This window comes from Photobacterium lucens (genome assembly GCF_009873615.1).
Lineage (GTDB): Bacteria > Pseudomonadota > Gammaproteobacteria > Enterobacterales > Vibrionaceae > Photobacterium > Photobacterium lucens.
Genome location: NZ_SSMG01000247.1, coordinates 1 through 24235, shown reverse-complemented (window position 1 = coordinate 24235; position 24235 = coordinate 1). Strand labels below are relative to the sequence as shown.

Sequence of the window (24235 nt, the reverse complement as noted above, 5' to 3'; positions counted from 1 at the left end):
CTTATGTAGATATTTTTTGTTTTTATTCGTTATCGAGTGTTAATAAATAGATTTACTGTCGGTTAAGGTTATAAATATCAGGGTGTTACTCCATTTTTTGTTATAGCTAGTGGTTGCGTTTTTATTCTCACTATTTTTTAACGCGCTTTCATATCTGCAATATTATTACCATTAAGTAATAGTGTTTTTGTTTTTAATACCATTATATTTCTATTTGTAATGGTTATAATGAATCCATTACATGACATGTTGTATTTTCCGCCTAAGCTGAATTATGACTTTATCGAACTATTGAGGTTTGCCATGACAGAACAACATCATAATCATTTTCACGTTGGTCAAATTATTGAAAACCACCCATTTGCAGCGGGAGATGGTGCTGTTCTGGAAATGTTCCGCAATGATATGACGAACGTTGTATTCATCGGTTTAGAAAACATCACTGAAGATGAGCAACAATTACTATCTCAATCAGGCGCAGAGTTTGGTGTATTAAGCACTGAAAATGGCGGTTGTTTAGTGGTACTGAAATTGGGTGAACTAGCCTTTGATATTCAGTTTAATGCAGCAGTGATCCCTGAGGAATTTTTTGCGCAACCAGCAGATGAGTCAACAACACTGACATTAAATATGATGGCGGTAGATACTCGCAGTAATGAAATGAAAGTGATCCGTGAGTTTTCATTACCCGCTGAGATCCGCCAAAAAATGATCGCAGTTGTTAACAAGCAGCGTGAAATTAACGATGCGATGGCTGTCAATGCAGAGAACATGCACTTACTTAACACCATCAGCACTGAAGAGCTGCTAAAACAAATTACTCTAACGCAGATCCAAAGTGTCGTTGCACCAAGCTGTAGCTGTGGTCATGATCATCACCACCATCACTAAGCTTTGAAAGATTTTTAAAAACACCGCCATTGTGCGGTGTTTTTTTATGGGTCGAGATTGGTACTTTTTGCTTTTTTGCTGAGATCTTGATCACTTAAAAGAAACGATGTTTTTTATTTGATTGATTTTTGGTTTTACTAGGATGAAAATAAACTCAAGAGTTTACTTTTTGTTGAGGTTTACCATGAAAAAAGCGGTTGTTGGCGTGTTACTGGGGTTAATGGCGATGACATCTCTTCCTGCACAAGCAGATAAGTGGGGGGATTGGGGTGAATGGGGCGCTCGACAAAAAGGACGCGTTGAACGTGCAGCTATCTGTGGTCGTGATGGTTATATCTTTAGAGTAAGAGATGCTTTCTATGTGGCGAAGTACCAATCAGGTAAACGCTTTGCGGTAGGCGTTCCTGTAAAGGCACGATTTGGTCGTAATAAATGGGTCAAAATCGAAGGGATCAAAAATGATGGCCATTACATTCTAAAAGGAAAGTACTACAGCATTGCTAATGCAAAGGCACAAGCCTGTAATTTATGGTAAGTCTCGCCACTTAGCCTACTGATATTGAAAGTGGTATTGAGACAGTCAATCTAGCTATTGCAAAAAGGGCTTTGAACAACTGCTGTTCAAAGCCCTTTTCTAAATTCATTTCTTCAGTAAGAAGTGTAATGTCTTACTTGTTGTTGCCGCTTTTGTATAGAGAAGAAAAAGCTGGAGTGTATAGAGCAACAATTTTATTTACGATGCGAGTCATGGAATTACCTATAAAGTTTAAGCTGTTTTTTACTGTACAACCTTCGCCCAACCCTGAGATATATAGGCATTCGGTCGTGTTTCGATGCGCGCCATTATAGGTATTTTTATGAGCGTGAAAAATGAAAAAAACTAGTGTTTTGATATTAGTTTTTCTAATGAATTAGCGGTATGTATTGATAAGTAAAAATACGCTTTTAAACTGAGCTATTCCGGTATTGTTGATAAAAGTAAGACCATAAAAAAAGGCGATGTATTTCACTACATCGCCTTATCTATATTAGGTTCGTTTTAATGCTTAGCGCATTGTCACGAATTCCTCAGAGCCTGTTGGGTGAATAGCCACAACGCTATCAAAATCAGCTTTCGTTGCGCCCATCTTCATCGCGACACCAAAGCCTTGGATCATTTCGTCAACCGCGAAACCAATACCGTGTAGACCTACGACTTTCTCGTCATCGCCAGCACATACTAGCTTCATCTTACATGGTTGACGGTGCGCAGTAACCGCTGTGTACATTGCTGTGAAGCCTGACTTGTACACTTTCACGTTTTCTTCGCCGTATTGCTCAATTGCTTCAGCTTCAGTAAGACCGATAGTACCGATTGGTGGGTGACTAAATACCACTGTTGGAACTAATTTATAGTCCATCTTCGCATCAGGTTTGTTGTTAAATAGACGCTCAGAAAGCTGGCGACCTGCTTTAACAGCAACAGGTGTTAGCTCGATACCACCTTCCATGATATCGCCGACACAGTAGATACCAGGAACGTTAGTTTGTTGGTATTCATCCACTTTGATGAAACCACGGTTATTGGTTTCCACACCCGCAGCAGCTAGGTTGATGGCATCTGTGGTTGGCTCACGACCGATAGCCCAGATCAGTACGTCAGTGTTGTGTGATTCACCGTTTTCAAAGTACAGCGTGATGGAGCCGTCTTTTTCTTTCACAACTTCTTTTGGCACAGAGTGCGTATGTAGTGATGGACCTTCAGCTGCCATCACTTCAACTAGCGTATCTACAATCATTGGATCGAAGCTACGTAGTGGTGATTCTTTACGTACGAACAGATGAGTATCTGTACCTAGTGCATTTAATACACCAGCGATTTCAACGGCGATGTAACCTGCACCAATGATAGCAGCACGTTTTGGTTGCTCTTTCAGTTCGAAGAAACCGTTAGAGTCGATACCGTAGTGTGCGCCTTGGATTGCAGGAATGGATGGACGACCACCAACAGCAATAAGAATGTGATCGGCTGTGTAGTGTTCACCATTTACTTCTACTGTTTTCTGGTCAACAAAATGGGCAAAACCGTTGATCACTTCAACTTTGTTGTTGCCTAGTACATTGTCGTAAGAAGTGTGGATACGGCTGATGTAAGCTTCACGGCTTTCAACCAGTTTGCTCCAGTCAAACCCTTTTACATCGACATTGAAGCCGTAATCTTTTGCGTAAAGGTGCATAGCTTCAGCGATTTGAGCGCCGTGCCACATGACTTTTTTAGGCACACAACCCACGTTTACACATGTACCGCCCAGTGCTTTTGCTTCGATAAGCGCTACTTTCGCACCATACATTGCAGCACGGTTTGCCGATGCAATACCGCCGCTACCGCCGCCGATACAGATGTAATCAAAATGCTTTGCCATGACTTTACTCCGTTAATTCTTTTTGATGTTCAATACGAGCTATTGACCTAGTGTAATAAAGATTGGGGTGTCTGACGAGGTTTTAAAATCGAAAAATACGATTGATTTACTATAAATTCATCGAGAATTGGGATTGTGGCACGAATTATTTGATACAGGCGGAGGGCTCCGCCTGTATTTTGCTGGGGTGAACGGCTTACTCTGGCACAATCCATTCAACGGTGTGATGACCATGATTTGGTGCAATGGCTTGTTGTAACCAAGGCAGAATTTCACGCATTTGGCTTTCTAGCTTCCATGGTGGGTTGATCACAATCATGCCTGATGCTGTCATGCCACGCTCTTCACTATCAGGTTCGACACCTAATTCGATTTGCAGGATTTTACGGATCTCTAGATCTTTTAAACCTTGGATCATCTTATTGATGGTCTCGCGATAAACCACAGGGTACCAAATCGCATAGGTACCCGTTGCCCAACGCTGGTGGCTTTGCTTGATCGCCTTTACCACATCTTGGTATTCGTGCTTTAGCTCGTAAGGGGGATCGATAAGTACCACACCACGACGCTCTTTTGGCGGCAAGCTGGCTTTTAGGCGCGCAAACGCATCTTCTTTGTAGATTTTTACTTGGCGATCACCACGAAACTCTTGCAGTAGTAGTGGAAAATCACTTGGGTGTAGCTCGGTTAACACCATGCGGTCTTGGTCGCGGATTTGCGCACGTGCCACTTTTGGTGAACCTGGGTAGTAACGTAACTCTTCACCGTCGTTTAGGGCTTTGATTGCCTCAATGTAGCTAGCAATTTCTGCTGGCATATCATCACGAGACCAAATACGAGCGATACCTTGCTTAAACTCACCGGTTTTTTCGCTGCGCTCATCTTGCAGATCGTAACGACCAACACCTGAGTGGGTATCGTGATAGACGAAAGGTTTATCTTTTTGCTTGAGTGCATCCAGAATTAAGCTTTGAACAATGTGTTTAACCACATCGGCATGGTTGCCTGCGTGGAAGCTGTGACGGTAACTCAGCATGAAATCAGTCTCTATCAGTATATAAAGGAAGGGTTATAGCGCCGTATTATCGTTAATTCTCAACTATTATCCAACTATGGTGCGATGCTTTCGGTTTTTCATTGGATGTGAAATGCCGTATTGCTAATAATTTTCACTCCGTAAATAGCGCTAAGGATTGAAATTTACCTGTGGTGGGCGCATGTTAAGAATAAGATAAAAATAAAGGAAACGCTTATGTCCAACCCATTATTGACGATGACAGATTTGCCACCGTTTGCTCACATCAAACCTGAGCACATTAAACCTGCGGTAGAAAAAGCCATTGCAGATTGCCGTGAAAACGTTGAATCCGTATTGATGGAAATGGCAGAGCCGACGTGGGAAACCATTTGTGCGCCATTAGCTGAAACGGATGATCGCTTAAGTCGTATCTGGTCACCGGTTGGACACCTGAACGGGGTGAAAAACAGCCCTGAGTTGCGTGAAGCGTATGAAAGTTGCCTACCATTACTGTCTGATTACAGCACTTGGTTAGGTCAGCACAAAGGCTTATACGAAGCGTATAAAGCACTAAAAGCAAGCGACAAATTTGCAGAGCTTAGCAAAGCACAGCAAAAATCAATCAAAGATGCCTTAAAAGAATTTGAGCTATCAGGTATTGGCCTGCCAGCTCAAGAGCAAGCTCGCTACGGTGAGATCAGCAAGCGTCTATCTGAGTTATCTTCTAAGTTCAGCAACAATGTACTTGATGCCACCATGGCGTGGAGCAAGGTGATCACAGATGTTGAGCAGCTAAGCGGTCTACCTGAATCAGTGTTGCTTGCAGCGAAAGCTAACGCAGAAGCGAAAGGCGAAGAAGGCTATTTATTTACCCTAGATATGCCATCTTACCTGCCAGTTATGACTTACTGTGATAATCGTGAGCTACGTGCTGAAATGTATGAAGCGTTCGGTACCCGTGCATCAGATCGTGGTCCTAATGCTGGTGAGTTCGATAATACCGAAGTGATTGCTGAGAAGTTAAAACTAAGCCATGAGCTTGCTCGTATGCTTGGCTTTAATAGTTACAGTGAAAAATCACTGGCAACAAAAATGGCGGAATCCACTGAGCAAGTACTTGGCTTTTTAAATGATTTAGCTGAGCGCGCGAAACCACAAGGTGAGCGTGAAGTGGCAGAGCTTCGTGACTATGCTCGTAACGAGTTCGGTGTTGAAACATTAGAGCCGTGGGATTTTGCATACTACTCAGAGAAGTTAAAGCAACACCGTTACAGCATTTCTGATGAAGAGCTTCGCCCATATTTTCCTGAGAAGAAAGTGGTTGCTGGTCTATTTGAAGTGCTTAAGCGTGTATTTGGTCTTGAGATCAAACAGCGTGAAGGTGTGGAAGTGTGGCATGAGTCGGTGAAGTTTTACGATATCTTCGACAATAAAGGCACACTACGTGGCAGTTTCTACCTTGATCTTTACGCTCGTGAGCACAAGCGTGGCGGTGCATGGATGGATGAATGTGTGGTACGTCGTACACGTATCGACGGTAGCCTACAAACGCCAGTTGCTTACCTAACCTGTAACTTTAACCGTCCTGTGGGTGATAAGCCTGCGCTATTTACCCATAACGAGGTGGTAACCTTATTCCACGAAACAGGTCACGGTATCCACCACATGTTAACGCAAGTGGATGTTGCAGCTGTTTCGGGTATCAATGGTGTGCCATGGGATGCGGTAGAGCTACCAAGCCAGTTCTTAGAAAATTGGTGTTGGGAAGAAGAAGCGCTAGCGTTTATTTCTGGTCACTATGAGACAGGCGAGCCGTTACCAAAAGCAATACTAGATAAGATGCTGGCGGCGAAGAACTTCCAATCAGCGATGTTTATCTTACGTCAGCTTGAGTTTGGTCTGTTCGATTTCACGCTATACACCGAATACGATCCAGAAGTGGGCGCACAGGTGTTAGATACCTTATTTAAAGTGAAATCTCGTGTTTCTGTGGTACCAAGCCCAGAATGGGGACGTTTCCCACATAGTTTTAGTCATATTTTTGCTGGTGGTTACAGCGCAGGTTACTATAGCTACTTGTGGGCGGAATTATTGTCTTCTGATGCGTTCTCACGCTTTGAAGAGGAAGGAATTTTCAATCCGCTAACAGGACAAGACTTCTTAACTTGTATCCTTGAGCAAGGTGGTAGTGAAGAGCCAATGGCGCTATTCAAACGCTTCCGTGGTCGAGAGCCTGAGCTAGATGCAATGCTGCGTCATAGCGGTATTACAGGTTAATGTAACACGTGCAGTGAGTGACTGAGGATGGTCACTTGCTGCATGCAATTAGTGTAGAGATCAGTATTCATGGATAGATACGGGGCGATAGATCGCCAGTCAAAAGGATTTAGCCTTATCGAATTGGTTATCGTGATTGTCATTTTAGGCATTCTAGCCGTCACTGCAGCCCCGCGATTTTTATCTATTTCATCAGATGCAACCAAAGCGTCGCTAAACGGCATAGCTGGCAGTTTGCGTACCGTGATTGATTTAGTGGAATACAAAGCCATTATGCAAGGCAAAGAGCACCAATACGGTGTGGAAGTCGATGTGGATGGTAATAAAATCTTTAGCTACTTTGGTGTGCCGCGTGCTAAGTGGACAGCAGGTGATGATCATGATGGATTGATGACGATCATGACGCAGGATTTTAAGTACTTAGGTACCGCAAAAGGTTCTAGTCAAGATAAGGTTGAGACAACACCTTGTACTGATGCAGAGTTCTGTGTCATTGATCAAATTCGCCCTGGTAAGGTGTTTCCTGAGACGGATGGTTGGTCGCTTGTCATCATACCGCAAGGTAAAACCCTGCAAGATAAGTGCTTTGCATATTATTCAGCCAAAATGAATGAAGCCACCCAGCAAGTGCTATCTAAGAAAATTTCTACTCAAGAAGATGGTTGTTAACGCTGATATTTTCTAACACTAATTGAGATAAAGAAAAGGCTCCTAGCGGAGCCTTTTTTGATCGTATTTGATACTTAGTCTTGTGACGTTACTACCATTGGCCAACCCATGTCAGTTTGACGGGTCGCTTCTTGGTGCAATTCACTGCGGGTCAGTGGGTTGTTGATCAACCATTTGGCAGGCAATAACAGGGTGATTTTTTCCCCGTCAACTTGCAGGCTAAATGGCGGTAAACAGCAGGTATCACGACGATGACAAACAATCACCGCAATACGTAATAGACGCAGTAAACGGGCTGCACTTTGCGCTGATAACGCATGTTGTTCAGGTAAGCTGGTAAGCGGCCCTGTGTAACGACGCAAGATCTCAGCTAGCAAGTTGCGCTGCGCACGGGTAAAACCAGGTAAATCAAGGTGCTTGATCAGATAAGCCGCATGCTCTGCGCTTTTCTTAAACTCAATACTGGCGCCGATTTCGTGCAGTTTTACTGCCGCTTCCAAGATGTTTTGTGCTTGTGGTTCAAGTTGCCAATTAGGGCATTGGCTTAACATCGACATTGCCATGTCGTTGACAATATCGGCATGTTCGGTATCAATTTGGAAGCGTTGTTGGACACTTTCAATGGTACGAGTACAGACATCATGATGGCGCATTTGATCCATCATTTCATACACCATACCTTCACGCAGTGCGCCACCGGCTAAGGTCATAGATTCGATTTTTAATGACTCAAATAGCGCGATTAAAATCGACAAACCACTTGGGAATACCAAGGCACGCTCAAGGGTAAGACCTTCAATATCAAGATCTTCTAGACGTTCATACTGCATCGCTTGACGTTGTAGGCGCTTTAGCTTTTGCAGGGTGATAATTTCATCCATTCCTTGTGCAAGCATGATTTCTTGTAGTGCTTGAACCGTACCACTGGCACCTACACAGCTTTCCCAGCCCAGCGCAGTGTAACGATCGATGATAGGTTCAATGGCTTCTTTTGCACCATTGATCGCCGCATCGAAGTTTGCGGAAGTTAAGCTGCGATCTTTAAAGTAGCGCTCAAGCCAAGTGACACAGCCAATTTTAAGGCTAGTGAGGGCACTGGAATCAAACCCTTCACCGATGATCACTTCGGTACTGGCACCACCAATATCGACCACTAAGCGTTTATCACTACCACCTGAGGTATGCGCCACACCTTGATAAATAATGCGGGCTTCTTCTTCACCGGGAATAATGTTGACCGGATAACCAAGGATCGTTTTCGCCTTGGAAAGAAATTCTTCTGCGTTCACCGCTGTGCGTAACGCTGCTGTACCGACGATACGGATATGATCTGCTTTGATATCTTGTAAGCGTTCGGCAAATAGCGCTAAGCAGTCTAGACCGCGCTGCATCGCTTCTTCACTGAGTACGTTCTGGCTGTTAAGACCGGCAGCTAAACGCACTTTACGTTTAATTTTAGCTAACGTCTGAACACTGCCATTCACTTCGCGCACGATCCACATGTGGAAACTGTTTGAGCCTAAATCAATAGCGGCATAAAGCGGTGATACTGAATTTCTTTCCATAGACATAGTTACTTCTAATTATTATGCAGGCTTGTTTTGGGGACGACGGCGATTATTACGCGAACGTTGTTGCCCCTGACCTTGGCCTTGGCGTTGAGTATTACGGCGACTACCTTGGCGCGGATTACGCTGTAAGCGGATCGGAGCTGGTAGATCTTCTAGCAATGCATCGGAATCATATTTTGATTGTGGAATACCGTGTTCGATGTAGGTTTCGATCGCCGGTAAGTTAATCGCATATTCTTCACAAGCAAAGCTGATAGAGTGACCGCTTGCGCCTGCACGACCAGTACGACCAATACGGTGTACGTAATCTTCTGCATCGTCTGGCAGATCGTAGTTAAATACATGCGTTACTGCAGGAATATGTAGACCACGGGCTGCAACGTCAGTTGCCACTAAGATATCAATATCACCTTTTGTGAATTGATCAAGGATACGCTCACGTTTTTTCTGTGGTACATCGCCAGTCAACAGACCAACACGGTGACCGTCAGCAGCAAGGTGACCCCAAATATCTTCACAGCGGTGCTTAGTGTTAGCGAAGATAATTGCACGTTCTGGCCATTCTTCTTCGATTAACGTTTGTAGCAAACGCATTTTTTCTTGGTTTGAAGGGTAGAACAGCTCTTCTTGAATGCGGTGACCTGTTTTTTGCTCAGGCTCAACAATCACGCTTTCAGGGCTATTCATGTGCTCAAACGCAAGCTCTTTCACTCGGTATGATAGGGTTGCTGAGAACAATAAGCTTAAACGCTCAGTTGGTGCTGGCATACGGCGGAACAAGAAGCGGATGTCTTTAATAAAGCCAAGATCGAACATGCGATCCGCTTCATCAAGTACAACAACTTGAATGCTATTTAGCTCAATAACGCGCTGCTTGTAGAAATCAATGATACGGCCACACGTACCGATCAAGATATCTACGCCTTCATCAAGGATCACTTTTTGCTTCTCGTAAGGTTCGCCGCCGTAAGCAAGACCAGCCTTAAGACCTGTGCTCGCAATCAGAGAAGATGCGTCGTTATAAATTTGGATCGCCAATTCACGCGTTGGCGCCATGATAATGGCACGCGGTTGATTGGTTTTGCGATGCGCAGGCGCTGCAGTCTCCAGTAAGTGGTTAAAAGTAGCGGTTAGGAAGGCAATGGTTTTACCCGTACCTGTTTGAGCCTGTCCCGCAATGTCATGGCCAGAGAGCATAACTGGCAATGCCAAGGCTTGGATCGGGGTACAATTATGGAACCCTTTATCTTCCAATCCTTTTAAAACTAGAGGGTTTAACCCTAGCTCGGCAAATTTCTGCTCTGTGATGTGAGTCGTCTTCATTGCTATAGAATATCAGCTTAGGGTTGCAATACGAAACGTATTCCATTCAAATAGGAGATCGATTTGCTGGTCAAAATAAGATCGGCTAACAAAATCAACTGTTGGAGTGGAAGATGAGCGACAAGATTGTGCAGCTTACAGATGCGAGTTTTGACACTGATGTTATCAATGCTGCTGGCCCTGTATTAGTCGATTTTTGGGCTGAATGGTGTGGTCCATGTAAAATGATTGCCCCGATTCTTGACGAAATCGCTGATGAATACGAAGGCAAACTGACTATCGGTAAATTAAATATCGATCAGAATGCGGGTACCCCACCAAAATTTGGTATTCGTGGTATCCCGACATTACTACTGTTCAAAGACGGTGGTGTAGCGGCAACGAAAGTTGGTGCATTGTCGAAAACTCAGCTTAAAGAATTCCTAGACGCGAACCTTTAAGTGCAATTATTACAAACCATGGACAATTTCTAAGTTGTGCATGGTTTGTCTAACGTCTATGCTAGACGGATAGAACGTTTAGTGTTACCTTAGCGCACAGAAATTACATTTTCGTTCATTTCTTGACCAAGCCCTAATGGTCATCTTTATCTCAACTAATATAGAACCCCGATTTTGACAGACAAGAAACCCACCACTATGAACCTTACAGAACTGAAGAGCCAACCGATTTCTAAGTTGGTTGCACTTGGCGAAAGTTTAGGATTAGAAAACCTTGCCCGCTTGAGAAAGCAAGACATCATCTTCTCCATCCTCAAGCAACATGCGAAAAGTGGTGAGGATATTTTTGGCGATGGTGTTCTAGAAATTTTACAAGATGGCTTCGGCTTCCTACGTAGCGCAGATAGTTCTTACCTTGCAGGCCCAGATGATATTTACGTATCTCCGAGTCAAATCCGTCGTTTTAACCTTCGTACTGGCGATACTATTGCCGGAAAAATCCGTCCACCAAAAGACGGCGAACGTTACTTCGCACTGCTGAAAGTTAACGAAGTAAACTACGACAAGCCAGACAACGCCCGCAACAAGATCCTATTTGAAAACCTTACACCGCTACACGCAAACTCTCGTATGCGTATGGAGCGTGGTAACGGCTCTACAGAAGACATCACCGCACGTGTTCTTGATTTAGCATCACCAATCGGTAAAGGCCAACGTGGTCTGATCGTTGCTCCGCCAAAAGCGGGTAAAACTATGCTACTTCAAAACATTGCGCAAAGTATTGCCCACAACCACCCTGAGTGTGAGTTGATGGTATTGCTTATCGACGAACGTCCAGAAGAAGTAACAGAGATGCAGCGCCTAGTTAAAGGTGAAGTGATTGCATCAACGTTCGATGAGCCAGCATCTCGTCACGTACAAGTGGCAGAAATGGTAATTGAAAAAGCAAAACGTCTGGTTGAGCACAAGAAAGATGTGGTTATCCTACTTGACTCAATTACTCGTCTAGCACGTGCATACAACACCGTTATTCCTTCATCTGGTAAGGTACTAACCGGTGGTGTTGATGCTAACGCGCTACACCGTCCTAAGCGTTTCTTCGGTGCTGCACGTAACGTAGAAGAAGGCGGTAGCTTAACTATCATCGCAACAGCGCTAGTGGACACTGGTTCTAAGATGGATGAAGTTATCTACGAAGAATTCAAAGGTACAGGTAACATGGAACTTCACCTTTCTCGCAAGATCGCTGAGAAACGTGTATTCCCTGCGATTGATATCAACCGCTCTGGTACTCGTCGTGAAGAGCTATTGGCGAAAGCTGATGAGCTACAGAAGATGTGGATCCTACGTAAGATCGTTCACCCAATGAGCGAGACTGACAGCATGGAATTCTTAATTGATAAACTATCAATGACGAAGACTAACGATGAATTCTTTGATGCGATGCGTCGTCAGAAATCATAATTCGCTGTACTGAGTCACAGATTTTGAAAACGTCGCCTACGGGCGGCGTTTTTTATTGACACAAATCACCTTGTACTGCGATGGTATGGGCAAGGAAGCAGCGTGTTATTTCGCTAGGGAGGCGTTATGTTACGACATTGGTGTGCGTTAGGCTTGCTGATCGCCACGGCATTACAGCCTGTTGCAGCAACAGAAATAACTGAAGCGAAAATCCAGCATATTAAGCAAATGCCACAATTTGTCGCTCACATTGAAGCGCTCAAACCTTATTATGATCACAGTGATTTTCAGTCATTGGAAATTTTGCTTGATCAACTCCCGCCATTAACGCAAGAAGTGGCTCGTAGCCAATTGATCAAATACGCTAGCGAAGTTGGCAGTTTTAACACTGCTCGTATTGCATGGCTGAAAATTCAAGCGAAGCGACAATCACCGTTTACTATTACCGAGCAAGGGGATGGTTATACCGTTAGCCGCATGGCTTTCTTTTATAGTAATCAAGCTAACGGACTGCTGCGTGAATGGAAAAAAGACTTAGTGAGCCAGCGTGCTGTGATTAACTTAGAGCGTGGAAAACTGACGTTATCTGAATGGCTAAAAGGTGATTTAGAGCAGCAGCAGAAGCGTAGCCAAGTGATAGCACGTGCGATCCCGCAATTATCTCCGCCAGCGATTAATGCACTGGTTGAGCAATTTCATTCTGATCCTCAGCTGATTTGGTTGCCAGATAACAGCATCTTAGCCACCTTAGCGGCACACTCTAATGATGCGAAGTTATATGATGTGTTATGGCGTCGCCGTACCGATCAATACAGCTTGGCGGAATTAAACCGTTTATCTCAAAATACGGCTTCCGATTTTGTGGTAAACCAATTAATTGCAGCCACGGCTAATCCTTCTTTAAAAGAGCCTGCATACCGCGCTTTAACCAGTTTTAAACCATTGCCAGATACAGCCAAAACCTTTTTACAGAACCAGTTAGGTAATGAAATAGAACGGTTGTTGATCACGCCTCACTTGCTTAAGCAAGGTCATGGTCACTGGTTACAGCAACTCTTAACTGCCAGCAGTGATCCCGAGCTGAGTGCTCATATCGAAGAGTTGTTATCGATGGGCTCTGTGTCTGCAATTAAACCTTAACCCTTTTATTTACTAGGGTTATAGCCAGCTTAATTGAAACATCTTGTGGCGAAATTAGACCGCAGAACGGGTGTTTTAGCCTCTACAACTGGTTATACTAGCGAAAATCATTCTCATCACTACGCTGTTATTTTCGGTTATGGCGTAGCTCAATCGTGGTATCAGATATGAAATTCAAGGATCTGCGAGACTTCATTGCTTATTTAGAGCAGAACGGGCAATTGAAGCGAATTAAGCAAGCAGTCGATCCCGATCAAGAAATAACAGAAATTAGCGATCGCACTTTACGTGCTGGTGGCCCTGCGCTTTTGTTTGAAAATCCTATTGGTTACAACATGCCAGTGCTTGCCAACTTGTTTGGTACGCCACAGCGTGTGGCGATGGGAATGGGGCGCACAGAAGTCAAAGAGCTGCGCGAAGTTGGTAAATTATTAGCATATTTAAAAGAGCCCGAGCCACCTCGTGGTTTCCGTGAAGCGTTAGATAAGATCCCAGCATTTAAACAAGTGCTGAACATGCCCGTGAAACGCCTACGTAACGCACCATGCCAAGAAATTGTGTGGCAAGGTGATGAGGTTGATTTAGATAAAATCCCAGTGATGAGCTGTTGGCCTGATGATGTGGCACCATTGCTAACATGGGGCTTAACTATTACGAAAGGCCCACATAAAAAACGCCAAAACTTAGGGATTTATCGTCAGCAAAAAATTGCGAAAAACAAAGTGATCATGCGTTGGCTCGCTCACCGTGGTGGTGCGCTTGATTTACGTGAATGGATGGAAACTCATCCGGGTGAGAAATTCCCAATTACGGTCGCTTTTGGTGCCGATCCTGCCACGATTTTAGGTGCAGTAACGCCAATTCCAGATACCTTATCTGAGTACGCTTTTGCAGGCTTACTGCGTGGGCGTCGTACTGAAGTGGTGAAAAGTTTAACCAATGACTTAGATGTGCCAGCAAGCGCTGAAATTGTCATGGAAGGCTATATCGATCCTGAAGAGTTTGCTGATGAAGGTCCTTATGGCGATCACACGGGTTACTATAACGAGAAAGAGCGTCATCACGTCTTTACCATCACGCATATCACCATGCGTAACGATCCGATTTATCACAGTACTTACACTGGTCGTCCGCCCGATGAGCCTGCGGTATTAGGTGTGGCACTCAATGAAGTTTTTGTGCCGATTTTGCAAAAGCAATTTCCTGAGATCGTTGATTTTTACCTGCCACCAGAAGGGTGTTCATACCGCATGGCGGTGGTGACAATGAAGAAGCAATATCCGGGTCATGCAAAGCGTGTGATGATGGGTGTGTGGTCTTTCTTGCGTCAGTTCATGTACACCAAGTACGTGGTTGTGTGCGATGAAAGTGTCGATGCCCGTAATTGGGACAGTGTGGTGTCTGCGATGACAACTCACATGGAGCCAGTACGTGATACCTTGTTCATTGATAACACCCCAATTGACTCGTTAGATTTTGCTTCGCCTGTGGTTGGGCTTGGCTCTAAAATGGGCTTAGATGCAACGATGAAATGGGACGCTGAGCTTGCTAGTACACCATCGATTGCTGCCAAATATGATGAGCAATTTGATGTTGAAGCGGGCATTGCCGCTTTGCGTGATGCTTATCCTGAGATCATTGATATTGACGTACCGACGGCAAGTAAGCAGCAGATGGCGATTGTAAGTATTACCAATACCGAAGCAGATCAAGCGCAACGTGTGATGCAAGGTGTTTGGGACTTCATGGCGCAGTTTAGTGATGCAAAATTTGTCATCTTGTGTGATCAAGACGTCAACGTGCGTGATTGGAATGATGTTATTTGGGCGATCACTACACGTATGGATCCTAGCCGTGATACGGTACAGCTAGCGTCAACATTAGACCAAAGTAGTAAGCTTGGATTAGATGCGACTAATAAATGGCCTGATGCTGTGGCACGCGAATGGGGCAACCCAATCGTTAAGAATCCACAAGTTGTCGCCAAAATAGATGCGATCTGGGACCAACTTGGGATCGAGAAGTAACGGTTTATCGCTATACTGAGCGGTAGAGTGAGTATTATTTATTGCTGCTTCAAATAGTCAGTAGTAAGAGAAAATTATGTATCAAGTACGCCTGTTGCCAAACAACATCACCTTTACTGCGTCAACGCAGCAAACGGTATTACAAGCAGCGCTCGACGCAGGCATTACTTTCCCCAATCGTTGTCAGGTAGGGGCATGTGCAATGTGTATGTGCCGTAAAACATCCGGTGAAGTGAGTTATCAGTTAGAGCCAATGCTCACTGAAAAAGAACAAGCGGAAGGATGGATTTTTACCTGCCAAGCGGTAGCGGAAAGTGACTTGGTGTTAACGTTAGACTAGAGGAAAACCATGTCTATCCAGTGCGAAGTAAAGTCAGTACAACCCTTAGCCGCGAACACGTATCGCATTTTGTTAAAGCCTGAGCAGGCGATTGATTTCAAAGCGGGACAATACCTACTTGCGGTAATGGGCGAGAAAGATAAACGTCCATTTTCAATTGCTAGTAGCCCATGCCGTGAAGGTGAGCTTGAGCTACACATTGGTGCGGCAGAGCAAAATGCGTATGCATTAGAAGTGGTAGAAGCGATGAAAGCAGCATTAGATTGCAATGAACCTGTTGTGATTGATGCTGCCCACGGTGATGCATGGCTGCGCCATGAAAGTGAGCGTCCACTACTGATGATTGCAGGTGGTACTGGTTTTTCTTATATCCGTAGCATGCTTGATAACTGCATTAGCCGTGGTTTAACTCAGCCTATCTTCGTTTACTGGGGCGGTCGTGGTATCGATCAGCTGTATGCCAATGAAGAGATGCAGGCGTTAGCAGCAAATCACGGCAACATTACCTATGTGCCAGTGGTTGAAAATGCCCCTGCAAATTGGTCAGGCAAAGTCGGTAACGTATTGGATGCGGTAGCAGAAGATTTTGTTTGCCTATCAGCGTACGATATCTATGTATGTGGTCGTTTTGAAATGGCGGGTGCGGCGCGTGAGCGCTTCTGCAATGAGAAAGGTGCCCAGCGCGAACACATGTTTGCTGATGCGTTTGCTTTTATCTAAGTAATCAATATCCATTAAAAAGCCAGCGTTGATGCTGGCTTTTTTGTCTCTGAAATAGGGGGGGTATTAAGCGGTAGCTTGTGCTTTGCGTTTAACCCAAGTTTCGTTGATCCACAGTGACAACATAATAATGATACCGCCGATAATTAAGCGCGGATAATCCACATCTCGATTCCAAATCACAATATTCACAATCAATCCTGCGGGTACTAATGCGTTATTCATGATTGCCAGCGCGCCAGCATTGACTTGGGTTGCCCCTTTATTCCAAATGAAATAACCAACCCCTGATGCAATGACTCCAAGATAAATCAACACGCCCCATTGCACGTCTGTGGTTGGCAATTTTGCGGTATTACCAAATAGTAGAAACATCGGTAGTGCGACACACATTGCGCCGATGTAGAACCAACCGAACACCGTATGTTGCGGTAGATCTGTGCTCTCTTGCTCCATAATGCGTTTATAGCCCACTTGCCCGATGGCAAAACACAGGTTGGCCCCTTGAACGATGAAAAAGCCAATGATGAAGTCTTGGTTTATGCCTTCAAACTTGATCACCGCAGCACCCAGTACGGCAATGGCAGCGGTTAATAAATACCAAGGGGAGAATTGCTTGTGCAGCGCATCATAAATCAAGGTGACGTAAATCGGCGTGAAAATGGTAAATAGCAGCACTTCAGGTACGGTGAGATACAAGAAGGATTGGTAATAGAAGCAGTACATGATGCCAAGTTGGAACGCACCAATAACCATGAGTTTAAGGGCTAATTTCGGCTGAATATGTTTAAAGCGCAGAAATGGCAAAAAGACGAGAGCGGCAAGGCTGACACGGGTGAGAACGGAGAACCAAGGATCAACCTGACCTGCAAGGTAGACGCCAATTAAGCTAAAAGAAAACGCCCACAACAGGGTGATAGCAGATAAATATCCCATTCGTTACAACATCCGTTCAATCAATTAAGGATGCTCAGTGTAACTAAAGATAATGTTATCGCCTACGGCAGTGACTGCGGAAAGTAACAGGTATGAGCAGCAGCCAAAGGATCTGGCTGCTGGATGACAAGTCGGATTATTTTAGCGGTACCATCAGTAAGTCGACAGGAGTACGGCTTAATAGCTGACGGGTAGAAGATAGGATTTTGCTCCAGAAATCTTGGTGGTGACCACAGATCACTAAGTCGATATCTAGGTTTTTAATCGCATTGCAAATTTCTTCACTCAGATCGCCACTGCCAACCAAAGTATGGGCAACAGGATAATGGGCTTCTTGTGCTAAACGATGAAGTTGCACTTGAGCATCACTTTCAGCACGTTCGTGCATTTCTGCTAAATTAATATCAATCAGCCCAGTGTAGAGATCGGCATAATCTACATCGATGTGGATCAGAGATAATTTGGCATCCAAGGCTTGCGCAAGTTGTGCGGCTTTCTGGACTAAGATTTCACTATCTTCTGATAAATCAATGGCGGCAAGGATATGTTTGTAGACCATTAGCTGACACTCCATCTTCATTGGTTATGATTCATAGTAGCACTGAGTATGGAGCAAAAATATCGGTTTGGTCGCATCTTGTTGCGTATTTTGCGGTAAATTATTTTTCACAAACAACAAAGCGTTTTTGTTGTTATTTTCGTATCTTATGAAAATTAAAGATAATTATCTCAGTATTTTTTTACGTTAGTTGCATTCTAAACAATGCGCAGTGACAATGTCTTGATTACACTTAAACAAACAGGAGTAGTGCAATGTTAGCCAAGGCTATGGTGGATAACCTAAACGAGCAAATCAATTTAGAATTTTTCTCTTCAAACCTGTACCTGCAAATGAGCGCATGGTGTGAAGATAAAGGTTTTGAAGGTGCTGCGGAGTTTCTACGTGCCCATGCCGCTGAAGAAATGGAGCACATGCAGCGTTTGTTTACTTATGTAAGTGAAACTGGTGCTATGCCAATTTTAGGTACAATTGAAGCACCTAAACATGAGTTTGCTTCGTTAGGTGATGTGTTCCGTGAAACATACGAGCATGAGCAGTTAATCACCAAGAAAATTAACGAGTTAGCACATGTTGCATTCACGACGCAAGATTACTCAACTTTTAACTTCTTGCAGTGGTATGTGGCAGAGCAACACGAAGAAGAAAAGCTATTCAAAGGCGTGTTAGACAAAATTGAATTAGTCGGTGAAGACGGTAAAGCACTATTCTTTATTGATAAAGATTTAGCAGCAATGGCAAAAGCAGAGTCTACATCTGTTATGGATTCACAAGCCTAATATTGATAGGGAGCTAATTTGGCTCCCTTGTCTCCCGGTGAGTGAATCATCAAATTTTTGGGAGAGTAAAAGATGAGTAGTGATGCATTTCTTTTCGCGCTATTTTTAGTGGCGGTGGTTAATACTTCTCGTTATATCAGTACATTACGTACTTTGCTGGCAGTAATGAGAGAGTGCGATCCTTTGCTTTATCAACAAGTTGATGGACGCGGTTTTTTTTCTTCTCAAGGTAATGTCAGCAAGCAAATCCGCTTATTTCACTATATTCGTAGTGAGCAATATAAAAAGCATCATGATCCGGTCTTCATGGCGAAATGCATTAAAGTGCGCAAACTTTTCATCCTTGCCAGTACCTTTGTGATTGCTTTCTTTATCTCGATTTTTGCTGTGGCTTTCCTCGGTTACTGATCTCTCTTCGACTGATACCTAAAAACCTACCTTTTAGGCTGGCTTTGCGCTGTGCCTGATGTTTAGTATGATCTCGATATATAATGACTGATAGGCTATGCACATAGCCTATTTTTTATGCATTGCGCTAACTATAGAGAAACAGAAAGGTATGGAAAAATTCATGCATTGGTGGGCGTCTTTAGAGAAAGGCGCATCTGTCGATTGGATGTATAACATCGGCTTATTGTTACTATTAAGCTCGGTGTTATGGGGTGGATGGATCCTATTATCACGTCGTTTATCTTCCGTGGCAGAAAAGAGCCAGTTTATTTGGGATGACGCGCTGATCAGTGCTATTCGTGCGCCAATCACCTTATGTATTTGGGTGTGGCCTGGCTTACTGTCACTGGGCATTCTGGTCGATAATTTAACCACGTATTCCAGCAGTTCATTATCAACAATCCGCCATTTATTGATCATCTGGACGATTGTTTGGACCCTGTTTCGCCTAATTGCCAATATGGAGCACACCATATTGGAAAACCGTCCGCAGCGTGATGCGACCACGGTGAATGCGATTTCCAAGATATTACGCCTGATCGTAATGGTGTTTGGTGGCTTAATTGCCATGCAAAACCTCGGCTTGAGCTTATCGGGTTTATTAACCTTTGGTGGTGTCGGTGGTTTAGTGGTCGGTATGGCAGCCAAAGATCTACTGGCTAATTTCTTCGGTGGTATGATGCTGTATTTTGATCGCCCGTTTAAAGTGGGTGATTGGATCCGAAGCCCTGATCGCCAAATTGAAGGCACGGTGGAGAAAATTGGTTTTCGTATGACCATTATCCGCACCTTTGATAAGCGTCCTTTGTATGTGCCGAACTCGGTATTTAGCTCGGTGGTGGTAGAGAACGCCTCTCGGATGCTCAATCGCCGTATTAAGCAAAGCGTCGGTTTGCGTTACTGTGATGCAGCGGTAGTCGGAGATGTGGTGCGTGATATTAAATCCATGCTGCAAAATCACCCTGATATTGATACCCGTCAGACCTTGATCGTGAGCTTTGATACTTATGGTGCTTCATCGCTGAATATCTTGGTGTATACCTTCACTAAAACCGTGGAATGGATCCGCTATAAAGACGTACAACAAGATGTGATGTTGAAAATAGTAGAAATCGTTCACTCACACGGTGCGGATTTTGCGTTCCCAACCACTACCTTAGATATCCCACAAGCGGCAGCCACAGCCATGGCGTCGATTGAGCGGGTTCAGCAAGCCTAAGGTGACAATAAATTATTACGGTTGGTATTACGCCATTAGGTAGGTAAAATAGCCGCCGCAAGAGAGAAAGGATGCTAGCGTTTAGCATCCTTTTTTCGTTTTTCCTTGGTGTTTTTGAAAGGCAGAGAGTAATTCATGGCAAATAAATACGATGTCGTCATTATTGGCGCAGGCGCTGCTGGGCTGATGTGTGCAGCAGAAGCTGGCAAGCGCGGTCGCTCTGTATTAGTGGTCGATCATGGTAAGAAGCCAGGGCGTAAAATCCTGATCTCAGGTGGCGGTCGTTGTAACTTTACCAATATGGATGTGGCAGCAAGCAACTATGTTTGTCGTAATCCGCATTTTGTGAAATCTGCACTATCTCAATACACCCAGTGGGATTTTATTGGCATGGTATGCCAGCATGGGATTGAGTATGAAGAGCGCGATCATGGGCAGTTATTTTGCTTAGATTCCGCCAAAGACATTGTCCAAATGCTACTGGCTGAATGCGACATGCCAAATATAGCTCAGCGTTATCAAGTGGATGTCCATAGCATTGAAAAGACCGAATCAGGTTTCACGCTAGGGCTAAATACTGACACTGTCAGTTGTGAATCGCTGGTGGTAGCAACCGGTGGCTTATCCATGCCGAAACTGGGTGCAACTCCCTTTGGTTATCAAATTGCAGAGCAGTTTGGCTTGAAAATGATCCCAACTACCGCAGGTCTTGTGCCGTTTACATTGCATGTTGAAGATAAAGAAGCGTTAGCAGATTTATCTGGTATTGCGGTGCCAGCGGTGGTGGAAACTGAAGATGGCACGTCATTTAAAGAAAATTTACTGTTTACCCACCGCGGTTTGTCAGGCCCGGTGATTTTACAGGTATCGTCATACTGGAAGCCGGGACAGAAAATCACGGCAGACTTACTGCCACATTTAACCTTGGCAGATACACTCAATGAGATGCGTGAAGCACATCCAAACCAAAGCTTGAAGAACTCGCTGTCTCGCTTATTGCCGAAGCGTTTAATTGAAGCCTTGATTGAGCGTGGTGATGTAGAAGATAAGCCGTTAAAGCAGCTTAATCATAAAGAGCTTGCGTTATTGAGTGAATATTTCCACCAATGGCAAATTGCCCCTAATGGTACTGAAGGCTACCGCACCGCAGAGGTGACCTTAGGTGGTGTTGATACTGATGAGTTGTCATCGAAAACCATGGAAGCGAAGAAAGTAAAAGGTTTGTTCTTTGCAGGTGAAGTGATGGATGTCAGTGGCTGGCTTGGTGGCTATAACTTCCAATGGGCATGGAGCTCAGGTTATGTAGCAGGGCAGTATGCTTAAGCATTAAGGTAGTGAAGAGGCCGATAGTGATATCGGCCTTTTTTATTGCCTGTGATTTCTATCGGTAGAGGGTTATCTGTTTGAAGTATAGGGTAGGTGAAAAGTGTATGGGTCGTCGTAAGTGATAAAAAATCCCCACTCAAAGAGCGGGGATTTAGGGTAGTCACGTTATCGAATTATTCGATTCGAGTGCTTATTTTTTGATACATAGAACGTGGTATTTACCGTTCTCGATCTCTGCACCTTCTGTTTCGTGTTCGAAACCAGGGAATTCAGCATCCCAAGCTTCTAGTGCTTTCAAGTACTGGATTTGAGGACTTGTTTCGTCACCGAAGTTCTCACCACCCATTAGCATTGGGATGCCTGGTGGGTAAGGGATCACTGAGTGCGCTGCAACACGACCTTCTAGTTTATCCGATGGTACTAGCTCTACTTCGTTAGACACGATGTGCTGGTAAGCAGTACGTGGTTTCATGTCCATTTCTGGAAGAGTAGAGTAAGCTTTGTTTAGTACTTGGCTTGGGTTGTGACGTACTAGGTATTCAAACATCTTGTTACCTAGATCTTTCAGACCAAGACCTTTGTAAACTTCTGGAGCAGATTCAACTAGCTCTGGAAGAATGGTTTCTAGTGATGCGTTCGCATCGTAGTGACGCTTGAATGACAACAGTGTGTTGATCAATGTGTCACGTTTACCTTTAGTAATACCCATTGAGAATAGGAACATTACTTGGAAGTCAGTAGTACGAGTAGGTACGATACCGAAACGGCTTAGGTATGCAGTAACTAGTGCTGCAGGTACACCTGTTTCTAGGAAGTTACCTTTGTCGTCAAGTCCTGGAGTTAGTAGGCTAACCTTGATTGGATCAAGCATACACCAGTCATTGTCGATCTCGTCGAAACCGTGCCACTTGTCGCCTGGGTTTAGTTTCCAGTTTTCTTGGATAGTCATTAGCGCTTCAACAGAAGCATCTTCAAACTTCACTTTGTCACCGTTAGTTTCAGTAACAGTTTCTGCGTTCCAAGGCTTGAAGAACCAGTCGTTTTCGCTTGTGTAGTCGTTGAATAGCTGACGCATGTTTTGACGGAAGATGATCGCTTCGCGGTTTACTTCGTCAGTTAGTGTCTTACCACTCTCGCCCTTCATCATGTTCGCCGCAATGTCGTTAGACGCACAGATTGCGTATAGAGGCGATGTAGATGTGTGCATCATGTATGCTTGGTTGAAGCGATCGAAGTCGATTGCATCTTCACCGTTACGTACGTGGATGTATGAAGCTTGAGATAGTGCGTTCAATAACTTGTGAGTTGAGTGAGTCGCAAATACTGTTGGACCTTCGTGGTCTTTAGCATCGCCACGCATCGCAAAGTGACCCTTGTAGATAGGGTTGAAGCGAGCGTAACCGAACCATGCTTCGTCCATGTGAATACGGCTAGAGCTATCAGCTAGTAGCGATTCAGTCACTTCTGAGTGGTAACATAGACCGTCGTAAGTACAGTTAGTTACTACAGCATAGCTTGCTTTCTTCTCATCAGCGTTGAATGGGATTTCAGCAGCGTCAGCTTTCTTAGCAATGCCTTCTTTGCTCATTTGAGCTTGGCTGATTGGACCGATGATACCGTAGCAGTTACGGCTAGGAACCATGTAGATTGGTCGTGCGCCAGTTAGGATCAGACCTTGCTCGATTGATTTGTGACAGTTACGGTCAATGATCGCGATGTCGTCATCTTTCAAACATGCTTGCATGATTGTACGGTTTGAACCTGAAGTACCAACGATACCTGAGTAAGATTGGTGTGCACCGAAGATCTTAGATGCTTCAACTTCTGAATCTTTGAATGCGCCGCTGTGGTCAAGTAGTGAACCTAGAGAAGCACGTTCGATACCCATATCTGTACGGAATAGGTTCTCACCGAAGAACTTGTAGAACTGGTTACCAGCAGGTGTCTTAGTGAAACCGATACCACCTTGGTGACCAGGCGCAGACCATGAGTACTCGTGGATGTCGTTGTAGTGCATCATCGCTTTCATGAAAGGAGGTAGCACTTGTGAGCGGTAACGACGCATTGCTGCAACGATACGGCCTGCAACGAAGTCTGCAGTGTCTTCTAGTACTGAGTAACACTCATCAACACGTTCCATTAGCTGGCGGTTGTTTAGGATAGAAGTACGTGCGCGTTCTGCTAGTAGGAATACTGGCACTTCTGGTTGACGTGCTTGTAGTGCTGCTAACAGATCAACTTCTTCGTGAGATTGAACAATCTGCTCTTCAGTTTTGTCTAGTGCAAGTACAAGGCTGTCGATTTGAGAAGCCATGATTACTGCACGTGCATCTTCGTATGAAGTTGCTGTTACGATTTCGATAGTGCGGTCAGAAAGCTCTTTAATAAGAGATTTAGTCGCGCGGTCAGCGTAGCTGTTTGGAATAATGTTTTGGTGCTCGATAACGAGTGCACGCATTTTATTAGTACTATTGTTCATAATAACGCCTGAATAAAATGATTGGTTGGCAGGTACGAAAGTCCGCAACATAAAAATTATGTAGTGATTAAACGTCGTGCCGAATATTTCAGGAGGGGAATAAATAATGTCGGTTATTAATATTTAATTTTAATAAGAGACGAATTTTTTAATTATTCCAGTATCCCTTTAGGTTGTTATTAATAAATTTCTTTAATATCGAATT

General features: G+C 44.2%; 21 protein-coding genes. 14 read left to right on the top strand and 7 right to left on the bottom strand.

Annotated features, from left to right (window positions below; genetic code table 11):
* Positions 1–303 precede the first annotated feature (303 nt).
* Both E5A76_RS10825 and E5A76_RS10820 read left to right on the top strand, forming a co-directional pair.
* Positions 304–891: a hypothetical protein gene (locus tag E5A76_RS10825; protein WP_161118935.1), complete on the top strand. Its 588-nt coding sequence runs from the start codon at positions 304–306 to the stop codon at positions 889–891.
* Positions 892–1075: 184 nt separating this feature from the next.
* Positions 1076–1426, top strand: coding sequence for a hypothetical protein (locus tag E5A76_RS10820; protein WP_053987379.1), 351 nt, complete (start codon positions 1076–1078; stop codon positions 1424–1426).
* 511 nt (positions 1427–1937) lie between these two features.
* Here E5A76_RS10820 and gorA read toward each other — a convergent pair.
* Positions 1938–3293, bottom strand: coding sequence for a glutathione-disulfide reductase (gorA, locus tag E5A76_RS10815; protein ID WP_161118934.1), 1356 nt, complete (start codon positions 3291–3293; stop codon positions 1938–1940).
* Positions 3294–3489: 196 nt separating this feature from the next.
* Positions 3490–4329: a 23S rRNA (adenine(2030)-N(6))-methyltransferase RlmJ gene (locus E5A76_RS10810; RefSeq protein ID WP_161118933.1), complete on the bottom strand. Its 840-nt coding sequence runs from the start codon at positions 4327–4329 to the stop codon at positions 3490–3492.
* Positions 4330–4545: 216 nt separating this feature from the next.
* Here E5A76_RS10810 and prlC point away from each other — a divergent pair, with 216 nt between their 5' ends.
* Together prlC and E5A76_RS20760 are read left to right on the top strand one after the other, a co-directional pair.
* Entirely contained in the window at positions 4546–6588 is a 2043-nt protein-coding gene (gene prlC, locus E5A76_RS10805) for an oligopeptidase A (RefSeq protein ID WP_161118932.1), read from the top strand.
* Between the two features lie 69 nt (positions 6589–6657).
* The gene (locus tag E5A76_RS20760) at positions 6658–7257 is read left to right on the top strand and encodes a type II secretion system protein (RefSeq protein ID WP_161118931.1); all 600 of its coding nucleotides are present in this window, start codon (positions 6658–6660) and stop codon (positions 7255–7257) included.
* Between the two features lie 74 nt (positions 7258–7331).
* Here E5A76_RS20760 and gppA read toward each other — a convergent pair whose 3' ends face one another.
* The gene (gene gppA, locus E5A76_RS10795; protein WP_053987526.1) at positions 7332–8822 is read right to left on the bottom strand and encodes a guanosine-5'-triphosphate,3'-diphosphate diphosphatase; all 1491 of its coding nucleotides are present in this window, start codon (positions 8820–8822) and stop codon (positions 7332–7334) included.
* 21 nt (positions 8823–8843) lie between these two features.
* Positions 8844–10151: an ATP-dependent RNA helicase RhlB gene (gene rhlB / locus E5A76_RS10790; protein ID WP_161118930.1), complete on the bottom strand. Its 1308-nt coding sequence runs from the start codon at positions 10149–10151 to the stop codon at positions 8844–8846.
* 113 nt (positions 10152–10264) lie between these two features.
* On the opposite strand from rhlB, the gene trxA reads away from it, so the two are divergent.
* From trxA to fre, 6 genes are all read left to right on the top strand, one after another.
* Complete coding sequence (trxA, locus tag E5A76_RS10785; protein ID WP_008988261.1) at positions 10265–10591, top strand: thioredoxin TrxA; 327 nt, start codon at positions 10265–10267, stop codon at positions 10589–10591.
* A gap of 198 nt (positions 10592–10789) precedes the next feature.
* On the top strand, positions 10790–12055 hold the full coding sequence (gene rho / locus E5A76_RS10780) for a transcription termination factor Rho (RefSeq protein ID WP_008988260.1): 1266 nt from the start codon (positions 10790–10792) through the stop codon (positions 12053–12055).
* Positions 12056–12181: 126 nt separating this feature from the next.
* Positions 12182–13195 carry a hypothetical protein gene (locus E5A76_RS10775; protein ID WP_161118929.1) on the top strand — a complete coding sequence of 338 codons (1014 nt, stop codon included), beginning with the start codon at positions 12182–12184 and terminating at the stop codon, positions 13193–13195.
* A gap of 167 nt (positions 13196–13362) precedes the next feature.
* Complete coding sequence (gene ubiD, locus E5A76_RS10770) at positions 13363–15222, top strand: 4-hydroxy-3-polyprenylbenzoate decarboxylase (RefSeq protein WP_161118928.1); 1860 nt, start codon at positions 13363–13365, stop codon at positions 15220–15222.
* Positions 15223–15295: 73 nt separating this feature from the next.
* Complete coding sequence (locus tag E5A76_RS10765) at positions 15296–15562, top strand: 2Fe-2S iron-sulfur cluster-binding protein (protein ID WP_043129103.1); 267 nt, start codon at positions 15296–15298, stop codon at positions 15560–15562.
* 9 nt (positions 15563–15571) lie between these two features.
* A complete protein-coding gene (gene fre, locus E5A76_RS10760; protein WP_161118927.1) occupies positions 15572–16282 on the top strand; it encodes an NAD(P)H-flavin reductase in 711 nt (236 codons plus the stop codon).
* Positions 16283–16348: 66 nt separating this feature from the next.
* Here fre and E5A76_RS10755 read toward each other — a convergent pair whose 3' ends face one another.
* Both E5A76_RS10755 and E5A76_RS10750 read right to left on the bottom strand, forming a co-directional pair.
* Positions 16349–17218: a carboxylate/amino acid/amine transporter gene (locus tag E5A76_RS10755; protein WP_161118926.1), complete on the bottom strand. Its 870-nt coding sequence runs from the start codon at positions 17216–17218 to the stop codon at positions 16349–16351.
* Positions 17219–17354: 136 nt separating this feature from the next.
* Positions 17355–17777 (bottom strand): universal stress protein, encoded by a 423-nt coding sequence (locus E5A76_RS10750; protein ID WP_045068248.1) that lies wholly within the window; start codon positions 17775–17777, stop codon positions 17355–17357.
* Between the two features lie 254 nt (positions 17778–18031).
* Here E5A76_RS10750 and ftnA point away from each other — a divergent pair, with 254 nt between their 5' ends.
* From ftnA to E5A76_RS10730, 4 genes are all read left to right on the top strand, one after another.
* Complete coding sequence (gene ftnA, locus E5A76_RS10745; protein ID WP_045068246.1) at positions 18032–18556, top strand: non-heme ferritin; 525 nt, start codon at positions 18032–18034, stop codon at positions 18554–18556.
* 72 nt (positions 18557–18628) lie between these two features.
* Positions 18629–18964 carry a universal stress protein UspB gene (uspB, locus tag E5A76_RS10740; RefSeq protein ID WP_053987395.1) on the top strand — a complete coding sequence of 112 codons (336 nt, stop codon included), beginning with the start codon at positions 18629–18631 and terminating at the stop codon, positions 18962–18964.
* Positions 18965–19115: 151 nt separating this feature from the next.
* Positions 19116–20225, top strand: a complete 1110-nt coding sequence (locus E5A76_RS10735) for a mechanosensitive ion channel family protein (protein WP_107166758.1) — start codon at positions 19116–19118, stop codon at positions 20223–20225.
* 135 nt (positions 20226–20360) lie between these two features.
* A complete protein-coding gene (locus tag E5A76_RS10730) occupies positions 20361–21548 on the top strand; it encodes a BaiN/RdsA family NAD(P)/FAD-dependent oxidoreductase (protein WP_161118925.1) in 1188 nt (395 codons plus the stop codon).
* A 193-nt stretch (positions 21549–21741) separates the two neighbouring features.
* On the opposite strand, the gene adiA is transcribed toward E5A76_RS10730, so the two are convergent.
* Positions 21742–24030: an arginine decarboxylase gene (gene adiA, locus E5A76_RS10725; protein ID WP_161118924.1), complete on the bottom strand. Its 2289-nt coding sequence runs from the start codon at positions 24028–24030 to the stop codon at positions 21742–21744.
* Positions 24031–24235: the final 205 nt, after the last annotated feature.

What these genes read in the sequence shown, in the direction of transcription:
- E5A76_RS10825 (WP_161118935.1), top strand. Translation starts at nt 304, where the DNA reads ATGACAGAACAACATCATAATCATTTTCACGTTGGTCAAATTATTGAA.
- E5A76_RS10820 (WP_053987379.1), top strand. Translation starts at nt 1,076, where the DNA reads ATGAAAAAAGCGGTTGTTGGCGTGTTACTGGGGTTAATGGCGATGACA.
- gorA (WP_161118934.1), bottom strand. Translation starts at nt 3,293, where the DNA reads ATGGCAAAGCATTTTGATTACATCTGTATCGGCGGCGGTAGCGGCGGT.
- E5A76_RS10810 (WP_161118933.1), bottom strand. Translation starts at nt 4,329, where the DNA reads ATGCTGAGTTACCGTCACAGCTTCCACGCAGGCAACCATGCCGATGTG.
- prlC (WP_161118932.1), top strand. Translation starts at nt 4,546, where the DNA reads ATGTCCAACCCATTATTGACGATGACAGATTTGCCACCGTTTGCTCAC.
- E5A76_RS20760 (WP_161118931.1), top strand. Translation starts at nt 6,658, where the DNA reads ATGGATAGATACGGGGCGATAGATCGCCAGTCAAAAGGATTTAGCCTT.
- gppA (WP_053987526.1), bottom strand. Translation starts at nt 8,822, where the DNA reads ATGGAAAGAAATTCAGTATCACCGCTTTATGCCGCTATTGATTTAGGC.
- rhlB (WP_161118930.1), bottom strand. Translation starts at nt 10,151, where the DNA reads ATGAAGACGACTCACATCACAGAGCAGAAATTTGCCGAGCTAGGGTTA.
- trxA (WP_008988261.1), top strand. Translation starts at nt 10,265, where the DNA reads ATGAGCGACAAGATTGTGCAGCTTACAGATGCGAGTTTTGACACTGAT.
- rho (WP_008988260.1), top strand. Translation starts at nt 10,790, where the DNA reads ATGAACCTTACAGAACTGAAGAGCCAACCGATTTCTAAGTTGGTTGCA.
- E5A76_RS10775 (WP_161118929.1), top strand. Translation starts at nt 12,182, where the DNA reads ATGTTACGACATTGGTGTGCGTTAGGCTTGCTGATCGCCACGGCATTA.
- ubiD (WP_161118928.1), top strand. Translation starts at nt 13,363, where the DNA reads ATGAAATTCAAGGATCTGCGAGACTTCATTGCTTATTTAGAGCAGAAC.
- fre (WP_161118927.1), top strand. Translation starts at nt 15,572, where the DNA reads ATGTCTATCCAGTGCGAAGTAAAGTCAGTACAACCCTTAGCCGCGAAC.
- E5A76_RS10755 (WP_161118926.1), bottom strand. Translation starts at nt 17,218, where the DNA reads ATGGGATATTTATCTGCTATCACCCTGTTGTGGGCGTTTTCTTTTAGC.
- E5A76_RS10750 (WP_045068248.1), bottom strand. Translation starts at nt 17,777, where the DNA reads ATGGTCTACAAACATATCCTTGCCGCCATTGATTTATCAGAAGATAGT.
- ftnA (WP_045068246.1), top strand. Translation starts at nt 18,032, where the DNA reads ATGTTAGCCAAGGCTATGGTGGATAACCTAAACGAGCAAATCAATTTA.
- uspB (WP_053987395.1), top strand. Translation starts at nt 18,629, where the DNA reads ATGAGTAGTGATGCATTTCTTTTCGCGCTATTTTTAGTGGCGGTGGTT.
- E5A76_RS10735 (WP_107166758.1), top strand. Translation starts at nt 19,116, where the DNA reads ATGGAAAAATTCATGCATTGGTGGGCGTCTTTAGAGAAAGGCGCATCT.
- E5A76_RS10730 (WP_161118925.1), top strand. Translation starts at nt 20,361, where the DNA reads ATGGCAAATAAATACGATGTCGTCATTATTGGCGCAGGCGCTGCTGGG.
- adiA (WP_161118924.1), bottom strand. Translation starts at nt 24,030, where the DNA reads ATGAACAATAGTACTAATAAAATGCGTGCACTCGTTATCGAGCACCAA.